Source organism: Rhodococcus sp. 27YEA6 (assembly GCF_044908235.1).
GTDB lineage: Bacteria > Actinomycetota > Actinomycetes > Mycobacteriales > Mycobacteriaceae > Rhodococcus_F > Rhodococcus_F qingshengii.
Genome location: NZ_JBIYCY010000012.1, coordinates 91,625 through 104,919 on the forward strand (window position 1 = coordinate 91,625; position 13,295 = coordinate 104,919).

General features: G+C 61.7%; 9 protein-coding genes and 1 tRNA gene. 8 read left to right on the forward strand and 2 right to left on the reverse strand.

From position 1 onward, the window contains the following. Positions 1 to 145: 145 nt before the first annotated feature. Positions 146 to 2,281 (reverse strand): cytochrome c oxidase assembly protein, encoded by a 2,136-nt coding sequence (locus ABH939_RS24860; protein ID WP_404650290.1) that lies wholly within the window; start codon positions 2,279 to 2,281, stop codon positions 146 to 148. Positions 2,282 to 2,378: 97 nt separating this feature from the next. Between ABH939_RS24860 and ABH939_RS24865 the strand changes: the two genes are divergently transcribed. From ABH939_RS24865 to ABH939_RS24895, 7 genes are all read left to right on the forward strand, one after another. Then, positions 2,379 to 2,454: transfer RNA gene (locus ABH939_RS24865), tRNA-Arg, on the forward strand. Between the two features lie 118 nt (positions 2,455 to 2,572). Next, positions 2,573 to 2,731, forward strand: coding sequence for a hypothetical protein (locus tag ABH939_RS24870; RefSeq protein WP_003945304.1), 159 nt, complete (start codon positions 2,573 to 2,575; stop codon positions 2,729 to 2,731). A gap of 458 nt (positions 2,732 to 3,189) precedes the next feature. After that, positions 3,190 to 3,333: a hypothetical protein gene (locus ABH939_RS24875; protein ID WP_341514429.1), complete on the forward strand. Its 144-nt coding sequence runs from the start codon at positions 3,190 to 3,192 to the stop codon at positions 3,331 to 3,333. A 1,131-nt stretch (positions 3,334 to 4,464) separates the two neighbouring features. Beyond that, a complete protein-coding gene (locus tag ABH939_RS24880; protein WP_404650316.1) occupies positions 4,465 to 9,093 on the forward strand; it encodes a DUF5979 domain-containing protein in 4,629 nt (1,542 codons plus the stop codon). 127 nt (positions 9,094 to 9,220) lie between these two features. Continuing rightward, entirely contained in the window at positions 9,221 to 9,364 is a 144-nt protein-coding gene (locus tag ABH939_RS24885) for a hypothetical protein (RefSeq protein ID WP_007733341.1), read from the forward strand. A 66-nt stretch (positions 9,365 to 9,430) separates the two neighbouring features. Then, the gene (locus ABH939_RS24890) at positions 9,431 to 10,246 is read left to right on the forward strand and encodes a class E sortase (protein ID WP_404650293.1); all 816 of its coding nucleotides are present in this window, start codon (positions 9,431 to 9,433) and stop codon (positions 10,244 to 10,246) included. Further along, on the forward strand, positions 10,247 to 10,399 hold the full coding sequence (locus tag ABH939_RS24895; protein WP_234551414.1) for a hypothetical protein: 153 nt from the start codon (positions 10,247 to 10,249) through the stop codon (positions 10,397 to 10,399). Positions 10,400 to 10,610: 211 nt separating this feature from the next. Here ABH939_RS24895 and ABH939_RS24900 read toward each other — a convergent pair whose 3' ends face one another. After that, a complete protein-coding gene (locus ABH939_RS24900; protein WP_404650295.1) occupies positions 10,611 to 10,880 on the reverse strand; it encodes a putative quinol monooxygenase in 270 nt (89 codons plus the stop codon). 225 nt (positions 10,881 to 11,105) lie between these two features. Here ABH939_RS24900 and ABH939_RS24905 point away from each other — a divergent pair, with 225 nt between their 5' ends. Further along, the gene (locus tag ABH939_RS24905; RefSeq protein ID WP_003945365.1) at positions 11,106 to 13,283 is read left to right on the forward strand and encodes a glutamine synthetase III; all 2,178 of its coding nucleotides are present in this window, start codon (positions 11,106 to 11,108) and stop codon (positions 13,281 to 13,283) included. Positions 13,284 to 13,295 lie beyond the last annotated feature (12 nt).

Below are 13,295 nucleotides of genomic sequence, written 5' to 3' on the forward strand. Positions count from 1 at the left end.
CCGCGGGGCCGATCATTGCGTCGGCAGTTTCGATTGTGGAACGACAAACGCGTGGCTCGGGATCTTCGATTTCCACCTGTGCATCGGTGGAACAGCTGTGGAGAAACAGCACTGCCCGAGCCAAACGGCCCGGGCAGTGTCGGAGCTAAGTGCTAGTCGAGGATTCGTCGGATTTCTTCTCGCTGGGTGTCTCGTCCGCAGAGTCCTCGCTTGTAGTCTCCGCGTCAGCAGCCTCACGGGGTTTCCACCCTTCGCGGTCCCGCCTGGCCAATTCGGCGAACATGGCGTTGTGAGCAGCGAGGTCGGCGTCGTGGTCACGCTCGGCCGCACGGTCCGTTCGGCGCGCGGTCCTTCCGTCACTGCGCGACCACTGAACCAGCAGCGCGAGCATGACCACCATGAGTGGGATCTCGCCGGTCGCCCACGCGATGCTGCCGCCCAGCTGCTGATCGCCGATCAGATCGTTGTTCCAGCCGAGGCCGAGCGAACGGAAGTACGCGCCGCCCATGACGGCGGTAGTGCTCATCAATGCCACGCCGAAGAAGGCGTGGAACGGAAGTGAGCCGAAGACCATTGCCAGCTTGGTCACCGGCTGCAATTGGCGCGGTGACGGGTCGATTCCGATCGCCACCCAATAGAAGAGATAGCCACTGAGGATGAAGTGCAGATTCATCAGCAGGTGAGCACTGTGCGAGTCGACGGTAGCGCCGTAGATTCCGCCGAGGTAGAGCGCGTAGAAGCCGCCGACAAAGAGAACTGCCGCCACGATCGGGTGGGTGATGAATCGCGAGAACGGGCTGTGCAGCGCGGTCAGAATCCACTCGCGAATGCCGGGCACGCCGTCCTTGCCTGCCGGATCCAGGGCCCGCAGAGCCAAAGTGATCGGCGCACCCAGAACCAGCAGGACTGGGCCCAACATCGACAGCGCCATGTGCGCACCCATGTGAACGCTGAAGACTGCCGGTGCGTATTTGCCGACGCCCGACGACGTGGCGATCAGGAGCACCGCACAACCGCTCATCCAGGCGATGGTTCGGCCGACAGGCCAGGAATCCCCACGCTTGGCCAGCTTGCGCAGACCGATTCCGTACAGAATCGCCGCAGCAACGGCGGCGGTGCCGAACATGAGGTCGAATCGCCAGTCCGTCACGAAGGCCATGAACGACGGCGGGTCCGGAAGGTTGTAACCGAGTTCGACCTCGGGAATCGAAGGAATCGACAAAGGCGGGGGCGGCGGGGTACGACCAATGCCGATCGCGAGACCGATGGTCGCCGCCATCACGATGCCTTCAGCGCCGGCAAATCGAATCAGGGCAGAGCGACTCTTCGGATTCTCCGCCAGCGCCGGTAGCGCCCGACTCCGCTGAGCCCAACCGAAGAACCCGAGGATGATCAGTGCAACTGTTTTCGCGACGATCAATCGTCCATACGTCGTGGTGAATACGTCGTCGAGAGGCAGACGGACAATCGCGTTGATGACGCCGCTGAATCCCATGACGACGAAGCAGATGGATGCGACCGTCGAAAAGCGTCGGGCTGCTACGTCGGTGTAATCGCCGCCGCGCCGCGCGTGTGCCAGTAGCGCGAACAAGCCGCCGGCCCAGAGCGAAGCCGCCACGAGGTGCAGGATCAGGCTGTTGGTAGCGATGTCATGCGACCCGCCCGAAGACGAGTGACCGGTGAGAGCGAGCGGCATCAGTCCGAGAAGACCGACCAGCAGCAGTAGCGGGGTCCACCACCAGCGCAGTGTCAGTCGGGCCAGGATCGCCAGAACAACCGCGATGATCGCAGTCCAACGCCAAGCGCCGGCGATCTCGACCTGATCGAGTCCCGACCACAGGTTCGCCGGTTTGATCGCTTCGGCAAACGGCTGACCCGACGTGTCAGAGAGCGTCAGAGGCACCATCATGAACGAACAGATCGCCCACACGATCGCGGCGTGCGATGCAGTTCGGACTGCCCGATAGCCGTCGACGTCGAGGACGCCCGACTTCTGCGGCGGCACGAAGAACGCGGCCAGCAGCAGTGACCCGATCGCGATGACCGCGGCGATCTCCCCCAGTGCCCGCATCGCGGGCAGGCCGTACGTGGTGATCGGGCCTGGATCCGGGATGCCCAGAAGAGTCAGTGCCTGCGACGCGGAGAATCCCACCACGATGGCTGCGGTGAGCCCTGCGATGAGTCCACTGACCACGAATATCGCGGTCGAAGAAGCGGGTGCACCGCTGTGCGGAGTGGACTCCGGTGGGGAATCTGTCGGCGCGAGGTCGGGTGTAGCCATACCTCAAGGGTAGGACCTTCGCGAACCGACTACGACAACGCGTCGGAGTTGGGCGGCGCGCGTCACATCCCGAACCCTCGAGTATGATGTTCCACGCGCCTCCGTAGCTCAGGGGATAGAGCAAGAGCCTTCTAATCTCTTGGTCGCAGGTTCGAATCCTGCCGGGGGCACCACAAGATTTAATTCACAGATAGTCACGCTGCGTGGACGAGCGGCCACTGGGCAGAGCAGTCCGATACGGACCGAAACCTAGCCCACAAATTACGTGCCGTCCGCAGTAATCTGCCACGCATGAAGAAGGCACTTCCGAAGACCCTGAAGTCACTCGCCCGGACCGTTGGAATCCTGGCACTCGCGATCGTCGTGGTATCCGTCGTCGAGAGGTTCACCGGCGCACACCAACCGACTACCGGTCCCGCCTCGTTGACCGGGCCAGACCAATCGTTGTAGCCCTTCCCTGCGACTGCGACAAGGTCGTCTCACGAAGTTCTACGACAACGAGCCGGTAGCCAAGAATGCACCAATGCCAGCCGAGTCGCATGCAACACGCTCAGCAGAGCCGCCGCACAGTGTCACAGAATCTCTGGGCTCCGGATCCCAGGGCGTATAACAGCAGCCGGAGTAGTCGGACCTTGCTGGCGGCCGTGGGCGTAGCACCAATGACACAAGCTGCGTCAGAATGGTTGAGCGAGAACTCGATTCGAAGTTCTAATTTCGCGAAGTTTCCAGGGAGCCGTGAGAGGCGCCGGCTCTGGGACCTCGCAGCTACTCGGTGCGGTTGCTCGGATGTGGCGACTGCGCACCGATCGAACCCGCCGCATCCGCCGTCAGCGACTACGCAACGACCGTCACCATTTGACTCCGGGCATCGAAAGCGCTTGAAAAGTAAGCCATTTCATCGTGCCGAGATGCGCGAGAACGACCTGAACTTGCGAGGTCTCGAGATCTTCGAAGAAGCCTCCGACGTGGCATTTTCCGAGATCCACACACATCCCAGGCAGTGCCTCATCCGTGCGCACAAGAGCGTCGCCAATAGTCGCTGCGACGCGTGATCAGCTGGACTGACGTAACCGTACCGAAGGCTTTCTACGAAAAGCTGGGCGAACCTTTGTCTAGAATGGCCATGTCGGCCCCAGAAGCATTATCGACGGTTAACTCAGGCCGGAATCCAATCTGCTAAGAAAACGAATCTAATGTGACCCCTATCTCTGAATCCTTTCAGAACAGGGGTTTCGATGACCAGCGACTGAATTCACCCCCAAATTCACCCTCCTCCTATACGCAGAAACATGATTTGCATTTATGCCGAGCGTGTGCGCACAGATAATTCGCTCCACGCCTTGTCGTTCCGACAGCAAATAAGGGGCGGTGAACTGCATAAAGGCCCATTCGGTACAGCAGCGCCGACTCGGCTCGGCCGCTCACCGATTGTCGACAGGGGCCAAGGCAGGTATATAACTGATGGTCGAGATCGAATTGTGATGAACCAGCCAGTTAACTCGAAATAAATCAACGGAAGATAGATATAGCCAGGTAAGCGCAGTTTTTCTTGCATGGACGCACGTCCATGGCGTGTCCAGCTATGCGATTTGCTCGTGTTAGATTCCTGATTGCGCATCGCCCGGTTTGCGCCTTCTGCGTTGTTTGCGCGGAATTTGCATCTTCTCGCGAACGGCCCCGCGCACATTTCTTTACGTTGTGCCAAAGAAAGGAATTTCATGAAAACCGTCACGGCAGCGAAGCACGCAGCACGAAGACTCCCCCTCGGAGCCATCGCACTGTTGCTATTGCTATCCGGGATGGTGCTCATGCCCGAACTGCAATGAATCGCGCAGGAAAGATCCTCGGCCGCAGCCTTTAGTACCTCGTAGGTCGTCGCGTTAGCTAATACCGGCGGTCGATCTTTCTTGGAATTTCCTGGCCTACCCAGAGCCGGCCGTCGGTCTGCGCTGGCGCCAACCAGGTCCGATTATCAACTGTTCGGCTCCGCAATAGGACGCCTGAGAATCACCAACGCTCGCATCCAGGCTCCAGAGCTGCTCAAAGGTCCCGTTTCGCTATTCGCCGGCCCCGGAAACGGGGCCCAAATCATGTGTTCTGAACGAAAGGTGTTCGTCATGCGTAACCGTGTCTTCCCACGCCGCGCCGGGGAGGGGGTGGTGTCTCGGTGGGCAGCTTTGGGGATGATTGTTGCGGTCCTGGCGCTGGTCGTATCGTCGTTCTCTTTCGTCCAGGTTGCCTCGGCAGATGACGTCGGGACCTCGACCGCCACAGTTCCGACCTCAACAGTTCCGACCACAACGAAGCCGCCCGTAACTACGACGGAGGCGCCACTGAAAACGACGGCGCCGCCTACTTCCACGTCGGAGTCACCCACTTCTGCGAAACCGGCGATCACAACCACAGCGCCCCCGTCTACGACTTCTGTGGCGGCGCAGCGACTGGCCGCACGCGGAGTCAATCCCGGCATCGATGTGAAAATCACCGACGTCCAGGTCGAGGGAAAGAACGACCAGCAGATCACGGTCGGGGACTCCGTCACGGTGAAGGGCACCTGGGACGCGTCAAGCGCGAGCCCGCAACCGGGCGACCAGTTCACCATCGGATTCCCTGACGAGTTGAAGCTCCAGTCCAACCCGACGATCGCGCTCGAGGGCGACGACGGGACGGTTTGGGGCACATGCGATCTGGTTGCTTCCACCAATCTGATGACGTGTGTTCTCTCCGATGCCGTGGCGGATCGCCCGGACGAGGTGAAGGGCGATTTCTTCGTTTACACCAAGGCGGTCGCGTACACCACCGAAGAGAAAGTTGATTTCACGATCAACGGCAGTTTCGACGTTACGCACGAGCTACCCGGCGGTGGCGGCATCAGCGACGGCAGCGTGATCAGCGAGGCCAAGAAGTCCGGCCAACTCCAGGGCAACAAGCAGTCTGTGCGTTGGACGATCGACATTCCCGGTGCCGATCTGGCCGCACTGGACGCGGGCGGCACCGGTTCGGTGACCCTGAGCGACGCGCTCTCAGAGAACATGAAGCTGTGTACGGGCAGCCTGATCGACGCGAAGCTGTTGTCCGGTCGCCCGAACGATCTCAAGCCGGTCGCAGGCGGCGTCACCGTCACCCAGAGTGCCGCTGGTGATCCAGTCAGCATCGCGCTCGACAACGGCGGCCCCTTCGAAAGAAACAAGCTCTACCGCATCGAGTACACCTCGTGCACAACCAGCGGCGAAGTGGACATCACCGGCACTGTCTACGACAACTCCGTGACCATCGGCGGGAACACCGTAGGCGCGGCAGGCGTCGGCCAGGATTGGGCTCCAGAGACCGGGCCGTCGAAGTCCGGCGGTTGGGCCGGGGGCACCCGGTACAGCGAGATCGACTGGAGCATCACGGTTCCGGGCACTTTCATCGAGAGCCTCCCCGACCAGAAAGTCATCATCAAGGAGACTCTCGGCGCCAATCACGAGGTCTGCGAGGGCGGCCTCGTCCCGACGGTCTGGCGCGCGAACCGTCTACCCGGGCTGAACGGTGAAACAACCAACCACGTCAACGTCACCTCCGAGTTCGACATCGACGCTTCCGGTGCCACGGCGAGTGCCCAATCCTTCAGCATGACCATCACGCCGAAGGAAAAGATCAAGCAAGACTCGACGCAGTACTACTACTACTACTACGTGAAGTTCCGGTCCTGTGTGATCGAGAAGGAGGTGCCGGACTCCTCTGATGTGTTCACCAATACGGCGGTCGTCAACGGCATCTCCAAAGACGCTTCGGTGACGGGGCCCAAGTTCGAGGGCGGCAAGACCGGCACGCTCAACACCGAACCGAAGGACGTCGCGGGCGAGAAGCAGCCTGCCGGCACGACCATCGACTGGAAGGTACAGGTCTCCGGACACACCCTCGAGGGCCTCGACGCACCGGCGGTCATCACCGACACGTTCTCCGACAGCTTGGCGGTATGTGATGTCAGCGGCGATCTGAAGAAGGACCTCAATTTCAAGGTCACCGCGCGCGACTTCCTCGCAAAAGAGGGCGGCACGGACATCACCGCAGGCACCACGGTCACACGCAGCGGCGACAACGGGATTGCTGTCACCCTCCCGAAGGACGCGGGTGACTACAACCGTGAGACACGCTATTTCATCGATTACACCCTCTGCACCAGCAGCGGTGGGCTGGATCAGCGCGGTACGGTTTACGGGAACTCGGTCTTCTACAACGGCAAGACTCAGTCGACGCAGAGTGTCAAGCAGGAATGGGGCGGCGGCGGCACAGGTCAAGGCGTGTCGCGGGGCTCGTTCTCGCTGCTGAAGGAGATCGCTCCCTTCTCCGAGAAATTCCCGGAGGACACCGAGTTCACTGTGAAAGTCGAGGAGTTCGCCCCCGGTCAAAACCCCGCGACCGACGCCCCGGTGAGCTCCTACGAGATCAAGGTGAAGGCTGACGGGACACCGGTCAGTGGGATCAACCCCCGCGGAACCGGCTGGCAGATCCGACTGTCCGAGATCAACCTCCCCACCGTTGACGGCGTGTACTTCGAGCGAGGAACGTTCCGCCCCTCAGAGGGTGTGACGCTCAACGGGGACCGCACCGAGGCACTGGTGACCATCACGCCGAAAAGCAATGTCGGTGTCACACTGCTCAACAAAGCGAGTCTGGGATCGGCGCGGATCACCAAGTCCGTCATCGGTGACGGAGCGCGCACGGGACTCGAGGCTTTCGTTGTCAACGCAGAGATCGCCTTCGGTGACGACGCCGCCGGCAACGAGTTGCGTCAATTCACTCTGAAGGACGGCCAGCACTACGACCTGGGCAAATTGCCCATCGGAGCGAAAGTCACCTTCACCGAGGTCCAACCGACGAACACCGACCTCGTGACGTGGTCGCTGCCGGTGATCAGCCCGAAGACGCTCACCATCGGCACCGACGCGTCGGCGAACACGGTCTCCGTCACCAACGAGGCCACGATCACGCAAGGCACCTTCGAAGTGAGCAAGAAGCTCACGGGCCCGAAGGCGTTCGACAAGGCCGTACCGGCCAGCTTCGACGTGATTGCCACCTGGCTCGATACGGACGGCAACCCGCAGAGCAAGACGCTGTCTCTTCCGTCCGACGGCACCCCGGTTTCGTTCGGCGAGAACCTTCCGGGCGGCACCGAAGTCACACTGACAGAGCTGGTTCCGGCAAACGGTGACGGTCTCGCCTATGGCGTGCCCGCATACTCCGGGAATGTCAGGATCAGTCCGGACAACGCGGCGGTGGTGACCATCGGCAAGGATCTGCGCAAGATCGAGGTGTCGAACTTCGTCGACGTCAACGACGGCACTCTACGCATCGCAAAGCAGGTCGGCGGTGAGGCCGCCGAGGCCGTCGGCGACGACGTGGAGTTCACGGTCGAGGCGCGTTGGCGCGACGGTGTGGGGTACCGCACCCAGGTGCTGAGCGTCAAGCAGGGACAGACCACACCGCTCGGCGTCGACCTCCCTGTCGGCACCGAGGTGACCTTCACCGAGACCGGCCGTCCCGATGTCGACGGAGTCGAGTGGGGCGCGATCTCCTGGGGCACCAGCCCGGAAGGCGAATCGTGGCTGCACTCGAACCTCGACGGCACCGCGACGGGCATAGTCTCCGACGACCCGACCGACGGTCGGCTGATCACGCTGTCGAACGAGGCGCTGTGGAAATTCGGATCGGTCGAATTCACGAAGTTCATCCTCGACGCTGACGGCAACCCCGTCCGCGCACCCGAGGCCGACCTGCCTGACAGCGCGACGTTCGAGGTCCGTATCGACGGGATCGATCCGGCACTCCCCGCTGGAACTGATTTCCCGGCAGTGGGCCAGACCATCACCCTCGATGCCGCAAACGACTGGAGCTGGACGTCCGACGAGGTTGTGCCGCGGAACACCGTGATCACCTTCTCCGAGGTCGACCCCAAGCCACTGGCCGGTATCGACTGGGCGCGGCCGTACTACTACGTCTCCGCGGATGCCGGTGACGCCGATTACCGCGACACCGTCAAGGCGGTGGCCGGTGAGAAGGCTGTGGTGGAGATCCACAACCGCCCGATCCCGACCACCGAGGTGGATATCGACAAGATCGTGACCGGCCCCAAGGGCAGCCAGGTGGCCAAGGACGGATCCACGATCTTCCAGGTCACGGCTACGTGGACGGACATCGACAATGAGGCGCGGTCTTGTGTTCTCGATGTCAAGCCGGGCGCTTCGGTCACTCCGACCGCCCAGTGCGACGCAGCCGTCATCGACGGCCGGGTCCAGTTCCCGCTGAACACCGACATCACTTTCACAGAAACCGGTGCTCACACCGACGTCACCAACGTCAAGTGGGGTGAAGTGATCTGGGGCGTCAAGGAAGGCAAGGCGGATGTCTCGACGATCGACGGCGAACCGACCGCAACTTCCGTCAAGCTCACCGGCGAAGCAAACAAGTCGGTGGTCCTGGGACTCGAGAACAAAACCAGCAGCAATGGGCTGATCATCATCCCGATCCCGATCCCGCTGCCGCCGTGGGAAATCCCGACATGGCCGGGCTCTGAAGTACCCGGAGGACCAGGCACTGACGTTTCGACTCCCGGCAACAACACTCCCGGCAACAACGGTGGTGGACACAACGGTGCTCCGGGCACACCTGCTCCGGGAAATCCTGCTCAGGCCAAACCGGACCAGTCCTCGTCCCTGCCGGTAACAGGCGCGAACGTCATCTGGCTCGCCGGTCTGGCGCTGGCACTGATCGGCGGTGGCGCATGGCTCACCCTGCGTAACCGCAAGCGTGGACCCGGCCAGGAGTAACTCCCAACCAGAAATACCGAAACAGGGCGGGTGCGACATACACCTGGTCGCACCCGCCCTGTTTCACCGTCACGACGCATCTATCTCGCGGCCGCCGCCGCGGCCCACCCCTCGAAGGAGAAACACCATGTCATTCCTCCCGTTCCCGATCGTCATCGAAGGCATCGAGACCACTGGTTCTGCCGCGATCGACGGCCTCGGTCGCCTGTCCGTACTCCTTTACGATCTCCTCGGCGGTACCGGGAGCGCCACGATCGACGCGGGCAGCTAGTTCGATACGGCACCAATGCGACACATCAGCTAGCTCGGTAGATCTGTGAAGAGGAGACCCCGGTTCGTGAGCGATACCAAAGTTCCAGGGCGTCGGCGGCCGGGCGCAGGCCAGGTAATCGGCGAACTGCTCCTCACGGCCGGGGTCGTCATCTTGCTGTTCGTCATCTATGAGGCGTTCTGGACCAATATCGTCTCAGGGCGGCTGCAGGACGAGCTCAACAACAGTCTGGAGGAATCCTGGGCCGAAGTCCCCGAAGCCTCAGGAGCGATCGATGGTCAGCCGGTGTCCCCGCTGATCCCTGTGCTCGGCGAGGGATTCGCGCGCGTGCATTTCCCCACACTCGGCGCCGCGTACGCAATCGTCGAGGGCACACGCAACGAGGACCTGCGGGCCGGCCCCGGCCACTACCCGGACTCGCAGATGCCCGGCGAAGCCGGCAACTTCGCGCTCGCCGGGCACCGCAATGGTTCCGGCGCAGTCTTCCAACACCTGGATCGACTCGATGCATGCGATGCCGTCGTCGTGGAGACCGAGTTCCAATGGATGACGTACCGGTTGCTCCCACTCGACCAGGCCTCGCCCGAACGTCGCGCTGCGGCGAATGCCTGCTTGAATCCCGAGCAAGCCGATCGTGTTTCCGAAGGCGACTACGTCCATCTCCTCGGGCGGCACATCACCGTGCCCGGGGATGTCGCGGTCGTCAACCCGTTGCCCGGAAACCCTTGGGCCGCGCCCGACGCCACGCTGGAAAGTATGTTGACACTGACCACGTGCCATCCGCTCTACTCGAACAGCGAACGCTTGATCGTCCACGCGGTTCTCGTCGAAACAATCTCGAAGACTTCGGGCACCATTCCCGCGGCATTCCAGGAGCAATGAATGTACGGATACCTCTGGGGAGCGCTCCCCGGCCCCCGACCAGTGAAGGCCCTGCTGGCGATCGTTCTCGTGGTCGCGCTGGTGCTGCTACTCATGGAATTCGTATTTCCTTGGGTGTCAGAGCATATGCCCTACTCCGACGTGACCGTATAGAGCGCCCGTGCAGGTCGGCCGACACCTGCACAACGCCCGGCTGGGGCCCGAAGGTGCTGTCCTACATCGGACTCGACGGATCTACGATGATTCTGGCGTGTCGATGCAAACCAGTTTCCGCGTGTGTCGGAACGGGTCGCCTAGTTGACGCTCGGGGCTCTCCGGAATGTTTGTTCGACGCCTGAGCGAGCACTGAAACCTGACTCCGCCGCTACAGAACCTTCGTGAAGATCTGCGCCGGCGCTGCCGTCTCGAGCTTGTCCAGCGCCTCAACCAACCTGACGAAGTGCTCGGTATGAGTGTGGGCGTCGAGGTGCTCCTGCGATTCCCATTCCTCCGCCAACACGAGCTCGCAGGGATTGTCGGTGCGCTGCAGTAACTCGTAATTGATGCAGCCGACCTCTTTTCGGGTCTCGATGACAAGTTCGTCGTACAACCGAAGCACTTCCGCGAGATCGCCCTGCTCCACCGTTGTTGGCACCAACACCCTGATCACAAAGACTCTCCGATTCGACTGTCCTGCAATAGCCCGTCGGCTCGAAGTCTGCCGTAGACCTCCGACAGATCGACATTTCCGTTGTGACTCGAAGTTTGCGGACAGGCGCAATATCTACGAAACACCCCCGATACCGGAGGTTCGTAGGGTTTGCCGAAGTCGGGCTCGCAATCAGCAGCGCAGCCCTGGGCCCGGGCGAGGGGTAAGCACATGAGTGGAAATGCAGTTCGCTTGCAAGCGATCAAGGACGTCGAGGCCTACACACCTCCGGTGGTCAGTTTCACGACCGACGAGACACCCGGAGAGGTGTTCGGAGCCAACGTCTTCAACAAGGTGGTCATGCAGAAGCGACTGCCCAAGCTTGTCTACAAATCGGTGATGGCGACGATCGAGCAAGGCAAACCGCTCGATCCCATGGTCGCCGACGCGGTCGCATCCGCGATGAAGGACTGGGCGTTGGAGAAAGGCGCAACCCACTACGCCCACGTCTTCTATCCGCTTACCGGGTTGACCGCCGAGAAGCACGACAGCTTCCTCGAGCCGGTCGGCGACGGCAGTGCACTGGCGGAGTTCGCCGGCAAGACCTTGATCCAAGGTGAACCCGACGCTTCGAGTTTCCCGAACGGCGGGCTGCGCAACACGTTCGAGGCTCGCGGATACACCGGCTGGGATGTCACGAGCCCGGCCTACGTTCTCGAAAACCCCAACGGCAACACACTGTGTATCCCGACCGTGTTCGTTTCGATGACCGGCGAAGCGCTCGACCACAAGACTCCCCTGCTGCGTTCACAACAGGCAATGGGTTTCCACGCCGAACGAATCCTTAAGTTGTTCGGTCATACCGATCCCGAGCACATCGTGTCGTTCTGCGGACCCGAGCAGGAGTACTTCCTGATCGATCGACACTTCTTCCTCGCCCGCCCCGACCTCCTCAACGCCGGCCGAACACTCTTCGGCGCAAAGCCGCCCAAGGGCCAGGAGTTCGACGACCACTACTTCGGGGCGATCCCGGAGCGTGTGCTCGGATTCATGATGGACACCGAGCGGGAACTTTTCAAACTCGGTATCCCCGCCAAGACGCGGCACAACGAGGTTGCGCCCGGCCAGTTCGAAATCGCCCCGATGTTCGAGCGAGGCAACATCGCCGCGGACCACCAGCAGTTGCTGATGACCACTTTCAAGACAATCGCCAAGAAGCACGGCATGGAATGTCTGTTCCACGAGAAGCCGTTCGACGGTGTCAACGGCTCCGGCAAGCACGTCAACTTCTCGCTGGGCAACTCCGAACTCGGCAGTTTGCTTGTCCCCGGCGACAATCCGCATGACAATGCCCAGTTCCTCGTATTCTGCGCCGCAGTCATCCGGGCCGTCCACAAATACGCGGGCCTCCTGCGCGCGTCGGTCGCATCGGCAACCAACGATCACCGCCTCGGTGCCAACGAGGCTCCCCCGGCCATCATTTCGATCTTCCTCGGCGATCAACTGGCCGACGTCTTCGAGCAGATCGCCAAGGGCGCCGCGACATCGTCGAAGGACAAGGGCACCATGATGATCGGCGCCGATACCCTTCCCGTCCTACCGACCGACCCGGGCGATCGCAACCGTACGAGCCCATTTGCCTTCACCGGCAACCGTTTCGAGTTCCGCGCGCCAGGATCGCTGCAAACAGTCAACGGCCCGATGGTCACCATCAACACGATCATGGCCGAGGCCTTGGACTACATGGCCACCGAACTTGAGGCCGCGGTCGCCGACGGCGCCGATTTCGACACCGCCGTCCAGAATCTGCTCACCGAGATCATCACCAACCACGGTGCGGTTGTCTTCAACGGCGACGGTTACTCGGAGAACTGGCAGATCGAGGCCGAGTCTCGCGGCCTGCCGAACCTTCGCACCACGCTGGACGCCCTTCCTGAACTGATCACCGAATCCTCGATGGAACTCTTCGAGAAGTACAAGGTCTTCAACCACCGGGAGATGCACAGCCGCTACGAGGTCGGACTCGAACAGTACGCACTGAGCATCGGCGTCGAGGCACGCCTGGCCGCCGAAATCGGTACGACGCTGATTCTTCCGGCCGCAGTGCGCCACCAGACGGAAGTTGCGCAGAACTTCGTCGCACTGAAGTCTGCCGGCCTCGAACCGGATTCAGCACCGCTCGAAGAAGTGTCGGCGCCCGTTGCGGCTCTGCGCACAGCGCTCGCGGCCCTGCGCGCAGCAATCGACACCGACGCAGGCGAGTCGCCATTCGATCAGGCCAAGCACGCACAGGACGCACTCCTGCCCGCCATGGCAGAGGTACGTGCAGCGGCCGACTTCCTCGAAACCATCGTCGCCGACGATCACTGGCCACTCCCGACGTATCAGGAAATGCTCTTCATTCTCTGAGTATCACCCGAA